The 16,852-nt window shown below is 71.9% G+C and carries 14 protein-coding genes and 1 riboswitch; of the genes, 3 read left to right on the plus strand and 11 right to left on the minus strand.

The window, feature by feature from the left end; all coding sequences use genetic code 11:
• Positions 1–271 precede the first annotated feature (271 nt).
• Both ACIBEJ_RS01810 and ACIBEJ_RS01815 read right to left on the minus strand, forming a co-directional pair.
• A complete protein-coding gene (locus ACIBEJ_RS01810) occupies positions 272–961 on the minus strand; it encodes a CHAP domain-containing protein (protein WP_397180661.1) in 690 nt (229 codons plus the stop codon).
• A 13-nt stretch (positions 962–974) separates the two neighbouring features.
• Positions 975–1,111, minus strand: a riboswitch (cyclic di-AMP (ydaO/yuaA leader).
• A gap of 152 nt (positions 1,112–1,263) precedes the next feature.
• On the minus strand, positions 1,264–2,088 hold the full coding sequence (locus ACIBEJ_RS01815) for an aldo/keto reductase (protein ID WP_397180662.1): 825 nt from the start codon (positions 2,086–2,088) through the stop codon (positions 1,264–1,266).
• Between the two features lie 84 nt (positions 2,089–2,172).
• Between ACIBEJ_RS01815 and ACIBEJ_RS01820 the strand changes: the two genes are divergently transcribed.
• Both ACIBEJ_RS01820 and ACIBEJ_RS01825 read left to right on the plus strand, forming a co-directional pair.
• The gene (locus ACIBEJ_RS01820; protein WP_397180663.1) at positions 2,173–3,093 is read left to right on the plus strand and encodes a hypothetical protein; all 921 of its coding nucleotides are present in this window, start codon (positions 2,173–2,175) and stop codon (positions 3,091–3,093) included.
• Positions 3,090–4,289: a DUF6716 putative glycosyltransferase gene (locus tag ACIBEJ_RS01825; protein WP_397180664.1), complete on the plus strand. Its 1,200-nt coding sequence runs from the start codon at positions 3,090–3,092 to the stop codon at positions 4,287–4,289. The genes ACIBEJ_RS01820 and ACIBEJ_RS01825 overlap by 4 nt, the downstream gene beginning before the upstream one ends.
• Positions 4,290–4,402: 113 nt before the next feature.
• On the opposite strand, the gene ACIBEJ_RS01830 is transcribed toward ACIBEJ_RS01825, so the two are convergent.
• The 6 genes from ACIBEJ_RS01830 to ACIBEJ_RS01855 are packed head-to-tail and all read right to left on the minus strand — an operon-like array spanning position 4,403 to position 11,826.
• A complete protein-coding gene (locus ACIBEJ_RS01830; protein WP_397180665.1) occupies positions 4,403–5,350 on the minus strand; it encodes an FkbM family methyltransferase in 948 nt (315 codons plus the stop codon).
• A 41-nt stretch (positions 5,351–5,391) separates the two neighbouring features.
• Positions 5,392–6,633 carry a polysialyltransferase family glycosyltransferase gene (locus tag ACIBEJ_RS01835; protein ID WP_397180666.1) on the minus strand — a complete coding sequence of 414 codons (1,242 nt, stop codon included), beginning with the start codon at positions 6,631–6,633 and terminating at the stop codon, positions 5,392–5,394.
• Positions 6,630–7,607 carry a glycosyltransferase family 2 protein gene (locus ACIBEJ_RS01840; protein ID WP_397180667.1) on the minus strand — a complete coding sequence of 326 codons (978 nt, stop codon included), beginning with the start codon at positions 7,605–7,607 and terminating at the stop codon, positions 6,630–6,632. Before ACIBEJ_RS01840 ends, ACIBEJ_RS01835 begins: the two co-directional genes overlap by 4 nt.
• Entirely contained in the window at positions 7,607–9,655 is a 2,049-nt protein-coding gene (locus ACIBEJ_RS01845; protein ID WP_397180668.1) for an N-acetylneuraminate synthase family protein, read from the minus strand. Before ACIBEJ_RS01845 ends, ACIBEJ_RS01840 begins: the two co-directional genes overlap by 1 nt.
• A 60-nt stretch (positions 9,656–9,715) precedes the next feature.
• Positions 9,716–10,381, minus strand: coding sequence for a response regulator (locus ACIBEJ_RS01850; RefSeq protein ID WP_397180669.1), 666 nt, complete (start codon positions 10,379–10,381; stop codon positions 9,716–9,718).
• Positions 10,378–11,826, minus strand: coding sequence for an ATP-binding protein (locus ACIBEJ_RS01855; RefSeq protein WP_397180670.1), 1,449 nt, complete (start codon positions 11,824–11,826; stop codon positions 10,378–10,380). Before ACIBEJ_RS01855 ends, ACIBEJ_RS01850 begins: the two co-directional genes overlap by 4 nt.
• A gap of 100 nt (positions 11,827–11,926) precedes the next feature.
• Here ACIBEJ_RS01855 and ACIBEJ_RS01860 point away from each other — a divergent pair, with 100 nt between their 5' ends.
• The gene (locus tag ACIBEJ_RS01860) at positions 11,927–13,264 is read left to right on the plus strand and encodes a cation:dicarboxylate symporter family transporter (protein WP_397180671.1); all 1,338 of its coding nucleotides are present in this window, start codon (positions 11,927–11,929) and stop codon (positions 13,262–13,264) included.
• Between the two features lie 4 nt (positions 13,265–13,268).
• Here the strand turns inward: ACIBEJ_RS01860 and ACIBEJ_RS01865 are convergent, their stop codons facing one another.
• The 3 genes from ACIBEJ_RS01865 to ACIBEJ_RS01875 all read right to left on the minus strand — a co-directional run bounded on the left by ACIBEJ_RS01865 (position 13,269) and on the right by ACIBEJ_RS01875 (position 16,850).
• Positions 13,269–14,117, minus strand: coding sequence for an SAM-dependent methyltransferase (locus ACIBEJ_RS01865; RefSeq protein ID WP_397180672.1), 849 nt, complete (start codon positions 14,115–14,117; stop codon positions 13,269–13,271).
• A 33-nt stretch (positions 14,118–14,150) separates the two neighbouring features.
• Positions 14,151–15,530: a sensor histidine kinase gene (locus ACIBEJ_RS01870; protein ID WP_397181983.1), complete on the minus strand. Its 1,380-nt coding sequence runs from the start codon at positions 15,528–15,530 to the stop codon at positions 14,151–14,153.
• 159 nt (positions 15,531–15,689) lie between these two features.
• Positions 15,690–16,850: an MFS transporter gene (locus ACIBEJ_RS01875; protein ID WP_397180673.1), complete on the minus strand. Its 1,161-nt coding sequence runs from the start codon at positions 16,848–16,850 to the stop codon at positions 15,690–15,692.
• Positions 16,851–16,852 lie beyond the last annotated feature (2 nt).

The following is a 16,852-nucleotide window of genomic DNA, read 5'->3' on the forward strand; positions in this document are numbered from 1 at the left end:
GAAGGGCGAGAGGCGTGGCGTGGAGAGGTGCGGAGGGGCGAGGGTGCGGGGAAGGGCGAGAGGCGTGGCGTGGAGAGGTGCGGAGGGGCGAGGGTGCGCGGAAGGGCGAGAGGCGTGGCGTGGAGAGGGGCTCAGAGGCGAGGTGCGAGGGGCGCGGAGACGTCAGCGGGAGGCGAGGAGGAGCGGAAAAGGTGGGAAAGCGGAACGGCGCGCCCGAGGGGAGTGGGCGCGCCGTTCCTGGGGGGAGTGGAGCAGGGGAGATGGGGGGAGGCTAGGCGGAGTAGTCGGGGTAGCCGTAGCCGACGACCTGGGAGGTGGGGCGGGTGCGCTGCTCGACCTTGCCGTTGCCGGTGTTGCCCTCGACGGTGGTGATGGTGCCGTTGCCGTTGTCCTTGATGACGAACCCGACGTGGTTGATCGCGTCGAGGCTCTTGCTGCCGCTCCACGCGAAGAACACCACGGCGCCGGGCTTCGCGCTGGTGCCCCAGCGCTTGTTGTTCTTGAACCACTTGGCGTGGGTGACGGTGTAGGCGTCCCAGCCGACGGTGGTGCGGGCGCCCATCTCCTCGCCGACCCAGCTCACGAACATGGCGCACCAGGCGGCGTTCAGGTACGCCTGCCGGTTGCCGCCGTCGCGTGCGACGGTCTCGGCGGCGCGGGGCGAGTCCATGTACCACTTCTGGAACTTGGTGCCGCCGCCCCGGGAGTCCTCGCGGGTGCCGATCTGCTGCTTGGCCAGGGCCAGCACCTGGGCGGCCGTGGGCTTGGGCTTGTCGCTGCCGGTCTGCTTGCCGGGCTCTGCCTTCACGGCGGCCTCGGGCACCGACTGGGTGGCGGCGGACGCGTTGTGCGTGTCCGCCTGCGCGGGGGTCGCGAACGCCGCGGTGGCGGCGATGGTCACGCCGAGAGCGGCGCGGGTGAGGTTGATCTTGGGGGCACGGGTGAGACGATGCTTCGCCATCGGGTGGGGTGACTCCTTGCTTCCATGCCGCTTACCGGGTTAGCTGACGGGTTCGGGCGTGGAAGCTGCCCTACGGCGCGAGGCGCCGATTCACCCCAAAGGACCTGGGTCCCCGGTTCCGCGAGGGTGCGGATTCAGCGGTCACAGGCAAAGCCTGTGATGTGTGTGCGATGGTCTGGCAACGAACGGGTAGCCCGGACGTATGCCTTGGATGACCTGAAGGTAATACATGGGGCAAGGGGATTACAAACTCATAAATGACCTTACAAGGCTTGGTGCGGCCAAAAGGCCGCACCAGCCGGTCATCCCATCCAGTTAAAATTTGCTGGATCAGGTCCCAGACGGGTCCCGTTGTTGAGGGCTCCTATGGCCGCCATGTCCTCCGGGTCGAGCGTGAAGTCGAAGACGTTGACGTTCTCCTTGATCCGCGCCGGCGTGACCGATTTGGGGATCACCACGTTGCCGAGCTGGATGTGCCAGCGGAGCACGATCTGGGCGGGCGATCTGCCGTGTTTTCCGGCCAATGTGGCCAGCGCGGGGTGGTTCAGCAGGCCCTTGCCCTGGCCCAGCGGGCTCCATGCCTCGGTGAGGATTCCGTTGGCCTCGTGGAAGGCGCGCAGCTCCCGCTGGGGGAAGTTCGGGTGCAGTTCGATCTGGTTGATCGACGGGGTGATCTCGGCCTCGTCGATGAGCCGGGTGAGGTGCTCCACGCCGAAGTTGGATACGCCGATCGCGCGCGCCCGGCCATTTCGGTAGATCTTTTCCAGGGACTTCCATGCCTGGACGTATTTGTCCTGATCCGGAACCGGCCAGTGGATGAGGTAAAGATCGATGTAGTCGAGGCCGAGACGGGCCAGGCTCTCCTCCAGGGCCTGCTCGGCGCGGCCGTGGTCGGCGTTCCAGAGCTTGGTCGTGATGAACGCCTTCTCCCGCGGCACCCCCGACTCGCGGAAGGCGCGGCCGACCCCCTCCTCGTTGTAGTAGAGCTTGGCGGTGTCGATGTGGCGGTATCCGGCCTGGAAGGCGGTGGCGACCGCGCGTTCCGCCTCGTCGTCGGGCACCTGCCAGACGCCGAAGCCGAGCTGCGGGATCTGCACGCCGTCGGTGTTGAGCAGCAGAGAGTTCATGCGACCCATTGTTCATATGGCGTTCCCTGCGGCTTAAGGCGGCCGGGCTAGCTTGAACCCGTCGTGAAGAAGCAATGGGCTTGGGTGGAATCGCCGCTCCAGATGCTCTGCGCCGTCGAGGCCCATCACGCCGGGCTGCTCGGTGAGCGCACGGTCATCGTGCCGAGGGCGCGTCAGCGTGCGCTCGTGGCCACGCGCCGCGAGCTGGCCGGGCTCGACCTGCCGGACGGGCTCGAGCTGGCCAGGCCGAGCGAGGAGATGCCGCGACCGGTTCAGGTGGTCGGTGACGCCTTCTCCGGGAGGGTGCAGCTTCGCTGGCTGACCTCGCGGCCGGGCCGCATCGTCATCGTGGACGACGGGCTGGCCACGATCCGGCTGCTGGAACTGCTGGCCGCGGGGCCGTATCGGGCGCTGCTGCGGGCCAGGCACAAGGCGGGACTGCCGCGCAGGGTCCTCGGGACGGCGGCGGCGCTGCGGCTGGCCGCCTCCAGCACCGCGGTGTTCACCGCGCTGCCCGTCAAGGACGACCTCGCCGGCGCCGTGCGCGAGCGCGGCATCGACCTCGTCTCCCACGACTTCGGCTGGCTGCGCGCGCAACCCCTGCGCTCGCCCGGCCCCGCCGAGCGCACGGTCGTGCTCGGCACCTCGCTGGTGCGCAACGGGCTCGTCCACCGCGAGCGCTACCTGCGCTGGCTGACGGAGCTGGCCGCCAGCGAGCCGCTCGCCTACTTCCCGCACCGCCGCGAGGACCCCATCGACGTGGCCGTGATCAGGGAACGGCCCGGCATCACCGTGCACGACGCCGGGGTGCCCGCCGAGCTCACGCTGCGCGGCCTGGACGCGAGCCAGCGCGTCCTGAGCCTGCCCTCGACCGCCATCACCTCGTTGCGCGTGCTGCTCGGCACCCGCGGGGTCGCGGTCGAACCGGTCGAGGTGCCGGACGACTGGTGGACCAGCCGGGCGGCCCCGGCACTACGCTCACATCTGACGGGGGTTGCCGGGTGAGGATCCTGGCCGTTGCCGATTCCGACTCGTACTTGAAGTGGGCGTCCTGCCTGCTCGACGACCTGCCCGGGGACTGGGAGCGCGAGCTCGCGGTGGTGCGCACGCCGATCGTGCCCTCGCCGCAGCAGATCGCCGCCGCCGTCGGCGAGCGTCCCCTGCCGCCGGTGCTGTCGGCCCGCTCATTGCGGCGAACGGCCCAGCGGACGATGCCCGACGCGATCGTGGTGGCGTGCACAGGGCCGGTGGTGGACGTGCTGGTCGCCGAGGTGCTCGACGAACTGCGGCCCAGGCCCGTCTTCGTCACGGGATTGCCCGGCATCTCGGTCCCGGCCACCGACAAGGCCTGGCTGTTCCGCAGCGGGTGCGACCTGTTCGTCGTGCACAGCGAACGGGAGGCGGCCGAGTTCGGCGAGGTGGCCGGGCGGCTCGGTGGCGGGGGGCGGGTGGGGCTGGCCCGCCTGCCGTTCCTGCGCACCCCCGAGGAACTGCGCGGACCCGAGGGGATCGCCCGCTTCGAGCCCGACGGGCGCGAGCGCGACCGGGTGGTCTTCGCCACGCAGGCCAAGGTGCCGCGCGGGCGCGAGGAGCGCGAGCAGGTGCTGATGGCCCTGGCCAAGCTGGCCGAGCGCCGTCCCGACCTGGACGTCGTGGTCAAGCTGCGCGCCCTGGACGGCGAGCGGCAGACCCACAACGAGCGCCACCCCTACCAGCGGCTCTGGCAGGACCTCGGCGAGCCTGGACGGCTGCGCTTCGCGGCGGGCTCGATGGACGAGCACCTGGCGGTGGCGGCCGGGTTCGTGACGGTGAGCTCGACGGCGGCGCTGGAGGCGATCGCCCGTGACGTGCCGTCGCTGGTGCTGGAGGACTTCGGCGTCAGCGCCGAGATGATCAACCTGGTCTTCGAGGGCAGTGGGCTGCTGGGCACGCTCGACGACCTGGCCGACGGGGCCTTCCGCGAGGCGCAGGGGGCGTGGCGGTCGGCCAACTACTTCCACCCGGCCGAGGTGGGGACGTGGGTGCGGCTGCTGGATGAGCTGCTGGCGGGGCCGCGCGAACCGGCCCGCTCGCTGCTCGACGGCGCCGAGCACCTGGCCGCGCGGCGGCGGGCACGGCTGCGGGTGGAGGTCCCGCCCGAGGTGCTGCGCATCGGCTACCGCACCAAGCGCAGACTCTCCCGCGCCCTGCGCACCGGCTGAGCGCCGCGACCAACTGAGCGCCCAGGACAAAGCTGGGCTGAGCGCCGCGAAAAATCCCCCTAAGTCCGGAAAACTGGAACGTCCCGGAAACTACGATCAGACGTCCCGGACAACTAGGACGGGGCCACGTGGGGGCGGAGCACGTCCAGGTGTTCGGGACGGCTCGCCGCGACGACGTTCGAGCGGTAGAGGCCCACGGCGTCGGGCCGGTCGAAGTAGGCGCGGTCGCACGGCACCAGCGTGTTGTGGAGCTCGTCGATGAGGTAGACCCGCGGATAGTGCGCGTAGACGAGGTCGAGCAGCTCGCCGGTGTCGCACCCGCAGTTGGCCTGCAGCTCCGGATGCAGCTCGAACAGCAGCGCCGGCCGCGCCGCGAGCGTGGCCGTGGCGCCCTTGAGCACGAAGCCCTCGTACCCCTCCACGTCGATCTTGACCAGGTCGGCGGCACGCCCGCCGAGGTAGTCGTCGAGCGTGGTCATCGCGACCGTCACCGACTGCCCGCCGGGCCCGGCGTTGCGCGCGTCGGCCGAGTGCTTGCCCGACTGCTCGGCCGAAAGGTGCAGCTCAAGGGAACCGGCCTCGGCGCCGACGGCCGTCTCGGCCACCTCGACCCGCTCGCCCAGCCCGTTGCGCTCGATGTTGGCACGCAGGTGACCGAGGTTCTCCGGCACCGGCTCGAAGGCGATCAGCCGCCCCGACGGCATCCGGGCCCCGCCCGCGCAGGCGTAGACGCCGATGTTGGCGCCGACGTCGGCCACGAGCCCGCCGAGCGCGGCGAGGTCCTCGAAGAGCGAGACCTCGAACTCCTCGTAGTAGCCGCCCGAGATCGACGGCATGATCGTGTTGTCCCACGCGGGCCCGGTCAGGCGCACGCCGCGATAGGACACGACGGCGCCCGGGGCCACGCCCATGCGGAAGACGCGGTGGTAGACGAGGTTGACCAGCGGCAGCCTGCGCACGCTACGCCCGCGCAGCAGCACGCGGGCGAGCCGGCTGCGGTTGGCGGCCCGCGCGGCGCGCATCGTGGTGATGGCGAGCTTGTGCCTCAAGGTGCCGACCATGACACCACCCTGTCACGCGGCCAGGGTGGTGTCAGGAGATCTCAGGACAGCGCCCGGCTGAGCTTCCTCTTGAGCCGCGACAGCGGGCTCGGCTGCTCGGAGCCGGGCAGCAGGCCGACCGCGGACAGCCGCTGCTTCTTGAAGTAGCGGCCGCTGCCGTGGGCCTCGATGAACGCCGCCGCGTCCGGGCGCAGCTCCGGAAGCGACTCCGGCTGCATGCAGTAGCCGACCGCGCGGACCACCTCCTCCACCGGCGGCCGCCCGTCACACAGCAGCGCGTCCACGATCGTGGCCGGGATGCGGTTGCTGTTCTCGTACGGCGAGAGCCGTTCCAGCACCAGCTCGGTCCCGAACGCGGCGGCCGGCAGCCCGTAGAAATGCCGGGCGCTGACCAGGCCGGTCGAGAAGCAGCCGACGACCAGCTCGGGACGCAGTGCGGCGAAGCACACCTCGGCGGGCACGCTCTCGTCGGCCACCGACAGCTTCACCCCGAGCGGCTCGGCCGCCGCCCGCAGGAGCCGGGCGTGGCGCCGTCCGGCCGCCGGGTGCGGCTTGAACACCACGCTGGAGTAGCCGAGGTCGGCCAGGGCCCGCAGCATCGACTCGTGCAGCGACGCCTCCTCCTGCGGGGTGAGGATCTCCAGCGCCGACAGGTACTGGCCCAGGATCATCGCCTGGCCGGCCAGCATGTCGGGGGCGGTCGCGGCCACCTCGGTGACGACCCGCAGGAAGGCGTCGTCGGAGATGGTGGCGGCGGCCACGCCGTACTCGCTGAGCAGGAGGGGCGTGAGGCCAGGCAGCAGGTCGAGGTGAAGCAGCCGGGTGATGCGGCGGAAGATCTCGGCGGGCAGCGGGTCGCGGGTGGGGCCGTAGCTCATCAGGCCGTCGGCGTAGACGGTGATGGGGCAGTCGCGCACCAGGCCGGCGATCGTGCGCGCGGGCGGCACCGCGATCGACTCCAGCACCAGCTCATCGACCTGGTCGAGCTGGAGCCGGGTGCGCAGCAGCCGTTCCAGCATCGGCACCTCGATGACACGGGCCTTCCACGCCGACGGGTGCAGCGGCGCGATCAGCTCGTTCCACGACACCACCTCGTCGAAGCGCGAGCGCAGCACCGCGAAGCCGGGCGTGCGGTCCAGCGGCAGCGACACCTCGGGCACCGCGGCGTTGTTCGACACCAGCAGCATCCTGCGGCCCTCGTGCGGGCCGAAGGCGCCCTCGTCGATCGCCGCGGTCAGCGACATCGCGCCATAGAGCGTGGAGGCGTAGAACACCTGCGTCATGCCAGCTCCTCCCGGTCCCGGCGCAGGCGCACGGCCTTGCCGGGAAGTTCGGGGACGAGCGCGCGCAGCACTTCCTCGCGCTCGACCGACATCCGCGCGACCGAGTCGGCCACGAGGTCGGCGGGCAGCCCGCGCACCATGGCGGCCCCGCGCTCGATGAAGCGGGCGCGCAGCTCCGGGGTGAAGCGGTCGGCCAGCTCCAGGTGGTGAGCGAGCAGGGCACAGAAGTTGCGCACCGCCTTGCTCATGTACCGCTCTTCGAGATCCTTGAAGACCAGGTCGAAGGCGTCGAAGAAGTGCAGTTGCCGCTCGTCGCCCACCTGGGTCAGCGAGCCGGCCACCTGCCGCCGGTAGAAGACGCCGGCCGCCGACACCACCGCGAACGTGGCCGCCTCCCGGTGCAGCCGCCAGATCCACGGCCGGTCCTCGGCGGTGTGCAGCGAGCCGGGGAACTGCAGCAGGTCGCGCAGCGAGCGCCGGTAGACCCCCGCCCACGCGTACGGGTAGTCGACCATCGTCTTCACGTCGGCGGGCAGGATCGCCTCCTTCGGGTCGACGACCACGTTCCGCCGCGCCCAGGGAGCGCGGTGCACGACCCGGTTGCGGCCCGTGACCTGCACGTGGTCGGCGCGCACGAAGTCGCAGCCGAGCCCCTCGATGGCGGCGACCATCTCGCCCAGGTAGCCGGGCGCCAGCCAGTCGTCGCCGTCGAGGAAGCTCACGTAGCGGCCGGTGGCCGCGGCCAGACCGGCGTTGCGGGCGTCGGCCAGGCCCACCGGCGTCAGGTGCCGCAGCACCGACAGCCCCGGCACCGCCGCGTCCTCGACGATCTGCGAGGTGGCGTCCACGGAGCCGTCGTCGACGACGATGAACTCGAAGTCCGGCCGCGCATTGCGGGCCAGCGAGGCCACGGCGTCACCGATGTAGGCCTCGCCGTCCCGCACCGGGACGATCACCGTGAGCAGCGCCGCCATCAGACGGTGACGCGGCGCAGGCGGGCCTTGGGGGCCTCCTCACCGGGGAAGACGCGCTTGACGCCGTCGCCCAGTGCCTGCTCGATGATGCGGATGTCGCGCACCAGGTGCTCCAGCCCCGACGGTTCGAGCGAGGCGGCGTGGTCGGAGCCCCACATGGTCCGGTCGAGGGTGATGTGCCGCTCCACGGCCACCGCGCCCAGCGTCACCGCGGCCAGCGAGATCTGCAGGCCGCGCTCGTGGCCCGAGTAGCCGACCGGCACGCCGTACCGCTGCTTGAGGGTGGTGATCGTGCGGAGGTTGGCCTCCTCGGGAGGCAGCGGGTAGGTCGAGGTGGCGTGCATGATGATGAGCCGGTCGGTGCCGAGGATCTCGACGGCCTCGTCGATCTCCGGCAGCGTGGACATGCCGGTCGACAGGATCAGCGGCTTGCCGGTCGCGGCGAGCGCGCGCAGCAGCTCGCGGTCGGCGACGCTGGCCGAGGCGATCTTGTGCACCGGGACGCTCATCTCCTCCAGGAACTCCACGGAGGGCACGTCCCACGGCGAGGCGAACCACTGGATGCCCCGCTCGTCGCAGTACTTGGAGATCTGGGTGTACTCGTCGCGGCCGAACTCGGTCCGCTCCTTGTACTCCAGGTAGGTCATCTCGCCCCACGGCGTCTGCCGGATCTGCGAGCGCTGCTCCACCGGCACGCAGATCGACGGCGTGCGCTTCTGGAACTTCACCGCCTGGCAGCCCGCGTCGGCCGCCACGTCGATGAGGCGGCGCGCCAGCTCCAGGTCGCCGTTGTGGTTGATGCCGATCTCGCCGATCACGTAGACGGGCTGGTCGTCGCCGACCAGGATGTCGCCGACCGCCACCGGCGCCGACTTCAGCCGCAGCGCCGCGCGGGCCTGCGCGGGCTCGGCCACCGGCTCTGGGCGCGCCGCCGTCACCCGGTCACACAGCTCGCGTACGGCTCCCGCCCCACCGGCCCTGGTCAGCACGACCCGCGCGGCGGCGCGTACCCGGGGGTGCGCGTCGGGCACCGCGACCGGCCAGCCGACCAGCCCCATCGGGCCGAGGTCGTTGACGTCGTTGCCCACGTAGGCGACGCGCGCCGGGTCGAGGCCCTCGATGGCCAGCCAGTCGCGCAGCACCGTGGCCTTGTCGGCCAGGCCCTGGAGCACCGGCACGCCGAGCTTGCGGGCCCGCGCGGCCACGACCGGGTTGTGCTCGGTGGACATCACGAGCAGCTTGACCCCGGCCCGGCGCAGCAGGGAGATGCCCATGCCGTCGGAGCGGTTGACCAGGACCATCTCGCGGCCGTCGGAGTCGACGTAGGCGCGGTCGTCGGTGTGCACGCCGTCGAAGTCGGTGATGACGGCGTCGACGTCGATCGGCTCCGGCGCGTCCACGAACGGGGCGAGCGCGCGCACGATCTCCAGGTCGGCGGGGGAGTCCACCTCGACCGAGTGGGTCGGGGAGACCGGCTGGACGGCGACCTCGCCGAAGAAGCGGTGGCCGTGCTCGCGCAGCCCGGAGGCGCGCATGACGTAGAAGGCGCCGGTCTCGCGGTACTGCGGGTCGAGTTGCTGCCTGGGCAGGCGGACCGAGCGGTCGTGGTTGATGCCGACGCCCGCGGCGTTCCACAGGAACTCGTGGGTCGGGGTGGCGGAGAAGACCGCGTCCGCGCCGCCGTCCAGCACCTTGGCGATGGCCGCGTCGAGGTCGGCCGGGTCGATGAACGCGCTGGTGCACTGCACCAGGAGGACGACCTCGGGCTCCTGCCCGGCGGTGTCGAGCGCGTGCAGCACCGCGGACTCGCTGGAGGCCGACGGGCCGCTCAGCTCCGCCGGGCGGTCCACGACCAGGGCCCCGGCCTCGCTCGCGGCGGTGGCGATCCCCTCGTGGTCGGTGCTGACCACGACCTGGTCGATCAGCTCCGCGCGCACGCAGGCGCGTACGGCCCGCGTGACCAGCGGGATCCCGCCCACCGGGGCGAGGTTCTTCAGGGGTACGCCCACAGAACCTCCGCGGGCGGGAATGACGGCCAGGACTCGCAAGGTGACTCCTTGAGATACGTAGGTGCCACCCGAAGCTAGGCCCCCGAATTGAACCCCTCATTAACTGCGCGGGGTCATCCGGTAGAGAAGTTCTGGCCGTCCGACGCCCCCGTAGCGCGGCAGCCGTACGGCTGAGCCGATTTCCACCAGATACTCCAGATATCTGCGCGCGGTGACGCGTGACATCCCGGTCGCCGCGCCCAGGGCCTGCGCGGACATCCCCTCCGGGGCCGTGCCGAGCTCCGCGGCGACGGCGTCCAGGGTGTCCTGTTGCATGCCCTTGGGCAGTGCCGAGGTCCCGCGCAACGTGCCCAGGACGCGGTCCACGTCGCCCTGGCCGATGATCTGCCCGGCCTCCCGGCGAAATCTGGCGTACCTCTCGAGTTTCTCGTGGAGGGCGGCGAAGGTGAACGGTTTGAGAAGGTATTGCGCGATGCCCAGAGAAACGGCGGAGCGCACCATCGCGAGATCGCGGGCGGAGGTGACGGCCACGACGTCGCACAGCAGACCTCCGGCGCGCGCGGCGCGGATGACCTCGAGTCCGTGCATGTCGGGCAGGTAGAGGTCGAGCAGGATCAGGTCCACCGGCGTGGCGCGCAGGAAGCGCAGCGCCTCGCCGCCGGAGCGGACCACCCCGGCCACCTCGAAGCCGGCGACGCGCTCGACGTAGACGCGGTTGGCCTCGGCCGTGATCTCCTCGTCCTCGACGACGAGCACGGAGATCACGGCAGCCTCACCGTGAAGGCGGAGCCGTCCACCTCGATGGTGCCGCCCAGCCGCCGCACCGTCTGGCCGACCAGCGCGAGGCCGAGCCCCCTGCCGTCGCCCTTGGTCGTCCAGCCCTTCGCGAACGCCTCCGGCTCCGGCAGGCCGGGACCGTCGTCGCTCACCCTGACCACGATCCCGTCCGGTTCGGTGCGCACCGTCACCTCCACCCGGGAGGCCACCTCGATCGCGTTGTCGAGCAGGTTGCCGACGATCGTCACCAGGTCGCGCGCCTCCGTCTCCACGTCGTCCAGGCGGCTGTCCTCGCTGATCACCAGCTCGACGCCGCGCTCGGCGGCCTGGGCGCTCTTGCCCAGGAGCAGCGCGGCCAGCACGGGCTCGCGCACCGAGCCCACCACCCGGTCGGTGAGCTCCTGCGCCGAGCGCAGCTCCGCCGTGCCGAAGGCCACCGCCTGCTCGGCCCGCCCCAGCTCCACCAGCGTGATCACGGTGTGCAGGCGGTTGGCCGCCTCGTGCGCCGCCGCGCGCAGCGACTCGGCGAAGCCGCGCTCGGCGTCCAGTTGCCCGGCCAGCGCCTGCAACTCGGTGTGGTCGCGCACGGTCACCACCGCCCCCAGCTCGCTGGGCGTGCTGCTCACCTGCAGCACCCGGTCCCCGATCAGGTGGACGCGGTCCTCGCCGAGCTCGGGCGCGGGCCGTCCCTCCGCGTCGGGCGGCAGGTCCAGCAGCGTGCGGGCCGCGTCGTTGCAGAGCGTCAGCGTGCCGTCTCTGCCGACGAGAAGCAGCCCCTCCCGTACGGCGTGCAGCACGGCCTCGTGGTGGGCATGGATGCGCCCCAGCTCCACCGGCCCGAGCCCGTGGGTCTGGCGGCGCAGCCTGGCGGTGACCAGCCAGGTGCCCGCCCCGCCCGCGAGCAGCGCCAGCAGGGCCACCGGCAGCCACGCGAGCTGGTCGTAGAGCCGGGCGGTGATCCGGTCGACCGTGAAGCCCGCGCTGACCAGCGCGACGACCCGCCCGCCGTTCATGACCGGGGTGACGGCGCGCTTGGAGGGGCCGAGCGTGCCGGTGTAGGTCTCGGTGAAGGTATGTCCGCGCAGCGCCGGGGCGGTGTGGCCGAGGAAGCGCTTGCCGATCTCCGCCGGGTTCGGGTGGGTATAGCGGGTGCCGTCGGGCTCCATGATGGTCACGAAGTCGACGCCGGTGCGCAGCCGTACCCGTTCGGCGTAGGGCTGCAGCGTCGCGGTCGGGTCGGGCGCGCCGAGGGCGTCCAGCACGTCGGGTGAGGTGGCGATGGTCTTCGTGACCGCGCCGGCCGTGTTCGCCGCCTCCTCGGTGAGCAGGTGGTGGGTCTGCACCACCGCCAGCGCGGCGCCGCCCGCCACGGTGACGGCGACCACCACCAACTGCAGCAGGAGCATCTGGCCCGCGAGGCTCCAGCGCCGCATCGATCCCTCCCGATGTACGAAATGAACGCAATGGTGACCTGGGTCACTGTGCAGCGCATAGTCGCACAACCAGCAGTCCCCACCAAGCCGGAGACCCCCCATGCGTGATCGCACTCGCTATCTCTACCTGGCCGTCATCGTCGCGGTGGCGGCCGGAATCGCCATCGGGCTCGTCTGGCCGGACGTCGGCAAGGAGCTCAAACCCCTGGGCACGGGCTTCGTGGCCCTGATCAAGATGATGATCAGCCCGATCATCTTCTGCACCATCGTGCTGGGCGTCGGCTCGGTCACCAAGGCGGCCAAGGTCGGCAAGGTGGGCGGTCTCGCGCTCGGCTACTTCATCGCCATGTCGACCGTCGCGCTCGTCATCGGCCTGGTCGTGGGCAACATGCTCGACCCGGGCGCCGGGCTGCAGCTCACCGACGCCGCCAGGCAGTCGGCCGCGGCGGAGGCGGCCAAGGGCGGCGAGGCCAGCACGACGGACTTCCTGCTCGGCATCATCCCGACCACGCTGGTGTCGGCCTTCACCGAGGGGCAGGTGCTGCAGACGCTGCTCGTGGCCCTGCTGGCCGGGTTCGCCCTGCAGGCCATGGGCCCGAAGGCGACCCCGATACTCAACGGCATCGGCCACATCCAGCGGCTCGTGTTCCGGATCCTCGCCATGATCATGTGGGTCGCGCCGGTGGGCGCCTTCGGCGCGATCGCCGCGGTGGTGGGCTCGACCGGGGTCAAGGCCCTGCAGTCGCTGGCCGTCATCATGATCGGCTTCTACGCGACCTGCCTGCTGTTCGTCGGGCTGGTGCTTGGGCCGCTGCTGTGGCTGGTCGCCAGGATCCACCTGTGGTCGCTGCTGCGCTACCTCGGACGGGAGTTCCTGCTCATCCTGTCCACGTCGTCGTCGGAGTCGGCGCTGCCGCGGCTCATCGCCAAGATGGAGCACCTCGGCGTCAGCCGTCCCGTCGTGGGCATCACGGTGCCGACCGGCTACTCCTTCAACCTCGACGGCACCGCCATCTACCTGACCATGGCCACGCTCTTCATCGCCTCGGCCACCGGGGCGCCGCTGGGCGTGGGGGAGCAGATCTCGCTGCTGCTGTTCATGATCATCGCCTCGAAGGGGGCGGCGGGCGTGACCGGCGCGGGGCTGGCGACCCTGGCGGGCGGGCTGCAGTCGCACCGGCCCGAGCTGGTGGACGGGGTCGGGCTCATCGTGGGCATCGACCGGTTCATGTCCGAGGCCAGGGCGCTGACCAACTTCGCCGGCAACGCGGTGGCGACCGTGCTGGTGGGCACGTGGACCAGGGAGTTCGACCGGGAGCGGGCCATGGAGGTGCTCGCGGGGCGGGCGCCGTTCGACGAGGCGACCCTGCTGGACGAGGGCGAGCTCGCGGCGGGCAAGGAGGATCCGCGCGCCGCCGACATGCAGCCCGTAGGTTGACCCGTCAGGCCCGTCTCCCCGCCGTCGCGCGCGGCGAGGGGGCGGGCTTGCGGCCGATTCCCGCGTACCCCATGCGGGCCAGGTCCTCGTCCAGGAACATCGTGGCCTCGGGGTCGGCGAACGGCCAGACGGTGCCGAGCCCGGTGTCCAGGCCCGGCGGGATGAGCGCGTAGTCGCCGAAGAACGCCTCTATCTCCTTGCCAGAGCGCGGGCAGAAGGGCGCGCTGGCCTGCTGGTACACCTCGACGATCTGCTGCGTGCGCTCGCTCTTCCAGTCCGTGCTCAGGTGGGTCAGCGCGAGGGCGCTGCCGGGGGCCAGGGCCTCGCGATAGGCCGCGACGAAGCCGTGGGGGTCGTCGGAGTCGGGCACCAGGTGCAGGAAGAACATCATGAGCAGAGCGACCGGCCGGTCGAAGTCGATCAGGGCGCGGACGCCGGGGTCGTCCAGGACGTCGGCGGGGCGGCGGGCGTCGGCCTCCAGCATCATCACCCGTTCGGGGTCGGCCAGCAGCGCCCGCCCGTGCGTGCAGACGACGGGGTCGTTGTCGACGTAGACGACCTTGGACTCCGGCGCGTGCCGGTGGGCCACCTCGTGCACGTTCTCCCGCGCGGGCAGCCCAGAACCGAGGTCGATGAACTGCGTGATCCCCTGGTCCACGAGGTAGCGGACCACGCGGCCGATGAACAGGCGGTTCTGCCGCGCCCCCTCACGAGCTTCCGGCAGTACGGCCAGCACCAGCTCGGCCAGTTCCCTGTCGGCCTTGAAGTTGTCCTTGCCGTCGAGGAAGTAGTCGTACATGCGGGCCGCGTTCGGGATCCGCGGGTCGACGCCCAGGGGAGCCTGCTCGGTCATTCCCACATGATCGCGGCAGCGGCCGTGTGATTTCTATGGATTCGCGTTATCTGTCCATTCGGTGTGTCCGATTTCCCGGTGACCTGGGGCGAGCGGGAGCCGTACCACGAAGCGGGCGCCGCCGTTGGTCTCCTCGGCGCTGATGATGCCGCGGTGGGCCAGCGCGACGTCGCGGGCGATCGCGAGGCCGAGGCCGGTGCCGCCCGCGTCGCGGCTGCGGGCGGCGTCCAGGCGGGTGAAGCGGTCGAAGATGCGCTCGCGGTCCTCCGCCGGGATCTCGGCCCCGTCGTTGGACACCTCCAGCACCGCGTAGCCCTCCTCGGCCTCCACCGACACGGTCACGTGCGTCTCGGCGTGGCGCTCGGCGTTGTCGAGCAGGTTGGTGAGCAGGCGGGACAACTGCATGCGCACCCCCTCCACGACCACGCTGCCGGCCAGGACGTGGCGCACGGGGATGAGGTCGTGGCGGGCCGCGAGCTCCTCGCGCACCAGCGCCGACAGGTCGACCAACTCCTTGACCACGTCCACGCGCGAGCCGATGCGGGCCAGCAGCAGCAGGTCGGTGATGATGGCCTCCAGCCGGTCGGTGTCGCGCAGGGCGCCGGTCACCAGCTCGTTCACGTCGGTGTCCTCCGGGTAGAGCTGGGCGGACTCCAACTGGGCGCGCAGGCCGGCGATGGGCGTGCGCAGCTCGTGGGAGGCGTCGGAGGCGAACTGGCGCTGCTGGTCGGCGGAGCGTTCGAGCCGGGCGAGCGTGCTGTTGATGGACCTGGCCAGCTCGGCCACCTCGTCGTCGCCCGAGGGCTGCGCGACGCGGCGGCTGAGGTCGCTGGCGTTGACGGCGTCGAGCTGGGCGCGCATGACGGCCACGGGGCGCAGCGCGCGGCCGGTGACCAGCCAGGTCGCCCAGGCGGCCAGCCCCACCAGGATCGCCACCTGCGTGAACACCACGGCCTCCAGCACCCGCGTGGACAGCACGCCTGGGGTGCTACGGCCGGCGTAGACGACGGGGGAGTCGGCGGCGGTGTCGAGCCTGATCGCGGTCAGGTGGACGCAGTTCTCCTCCTCGCACACGACGGTGCTGATGATGCGGTCCTGCGGCGGCGGCCACAGCGTGCTGAGCGGCGGCAGGTTCGCGGCGGCGGCGCTGCGCGCGACCACCTGCCCGCCCGGCCGGACGACCTGCACGAGGTTCACCGTGGCGTCCGACAGCGGGATCGTGCCCCCGCGCAGGCCGCCGTCGCGGACCTGGGCGGTCACCTGTGAGGCCGCCTCCCGCGTGGAGCGCCACAGGCCGTTCTCGATCACGGATCTGGACACCGCGATGCCGCCGACCCCCACCGGGATCAGCACGGACGCGGCCACCGCGGTGGCGATGAGCGTGACCCGTCCGCGCAGGGACCCCGCCCACATGCGTGACACGTCCTGAGGCTACTAAGTGTGATTTGTCGTGCACGCCGAAGAGACGAAAGGTTTGCGCGATCCATACGGTAAACGACCAGTTCAGCGGGGGTGGATGGGGCTTCACCGGCCTGGTTCGCCGCTCACCCGCAGGTCCCTTCCGGCCGGGGCTCATCCGCCGGGCTCGCCCTCCGGCCGGATCCAGCGTCTGCGGCCCAGCGCGCCGGCCAGGCCGAGTGGTACGGCCAGCGCCGCCGCCCAGGCGAAGATCAGCGCGAAGCGGAGCTGCTCGGCCAGGCCGGCGACGGTGACCGCGGCCACCGCGCTGCCGAGGAACAGCGCCCCGGCGAAGGCCGACACCACGGTCGCCCTGGCCGCGGGCAGCACCTCGGTGGCCCAGGTCTGCAGCGAGGAGTGCATGGCGGCCCACGCCGCGCCCAGCAGCCCGGCGGCCGTGAGCGCGGCGGCGGGCGAGCGGGACCACGCCACCAGCGCGCAGGCGGTCACCGCGGCGGCGGCGCCGTACGCGATGAGCCGCCAGGCGTGCACGCGGCGGGAAAGGCGCCCGACGAGCTGGGAGAAGGCCAGGACAGCGACGCCGTAGGCGGCGGTGACGGCGCCCGCGACGGCCGCGCCCGCGCCCGCGGCCTCGACGGCGGCGGGCAGCAGCGTGAGCACGCCGATGACCACGCCGCCCTCGACGAAGGCGAGCGCGAGCACGAGCAGCGCGGGCCGCGAGCGGGTGACGGCGGCCAGCGGGGCCAGGACGCCGATGTGGGCGCGCGAGCGCGGCGGCGCGGGGAGGCGGCCGAGCGCCAGGGACAGGAGCAGCGCGGCCAGGCCGGTGACGGCGAAGGCGATCCGCCAGGTGGAGTACTCGACCAGGACGCCCGCCGCCGTCGAGGCCAGCGCGGTGCCCACGGCCACGCCCGCCATCAGGTTCGTGATCTCCCGCTGGCGGCGCTGGGCCGGGACGGTGTCGCCCAGGTAGACCAGGCTGCCGGGGATCGCCGCGGCGAAGCAGGCCCCGGCCAGGCCGCGGGTCAGGGCCAGCGCGAGCGCCGAGCCGGTGAACGCCGAGGCGATCGTGCTCACCGCGCCGAGCGCGAGCGCCACCCGCATCGTCGTGACCAGCCCCGCCCGGTCGGAGACCATCCCCCAGGCCGGCTGCATGATCCCGTACGCCAGCACGTACGCGCCCACCGCGTGCACGATCTGTGAGAGCGGCAGCCCGAGCTGCGCGGCCATCGAGACCATCATGGGCGGCATGGCGAAGCGGTCGAGCGTGCTGACGAACGGGACGGCCAGCAGCAGGCGGGGGGCGGGGGTCATGC

The sequence above is a fragment of the Nonomuraea sp. NPDC050790 genome (assembly GCF_044456745.1).
Lineage (GTDB): Bacteria > Actinomycetota > Actinomycetes > Streptosporangiales > Streptosporangiaceae > Nonomuraea.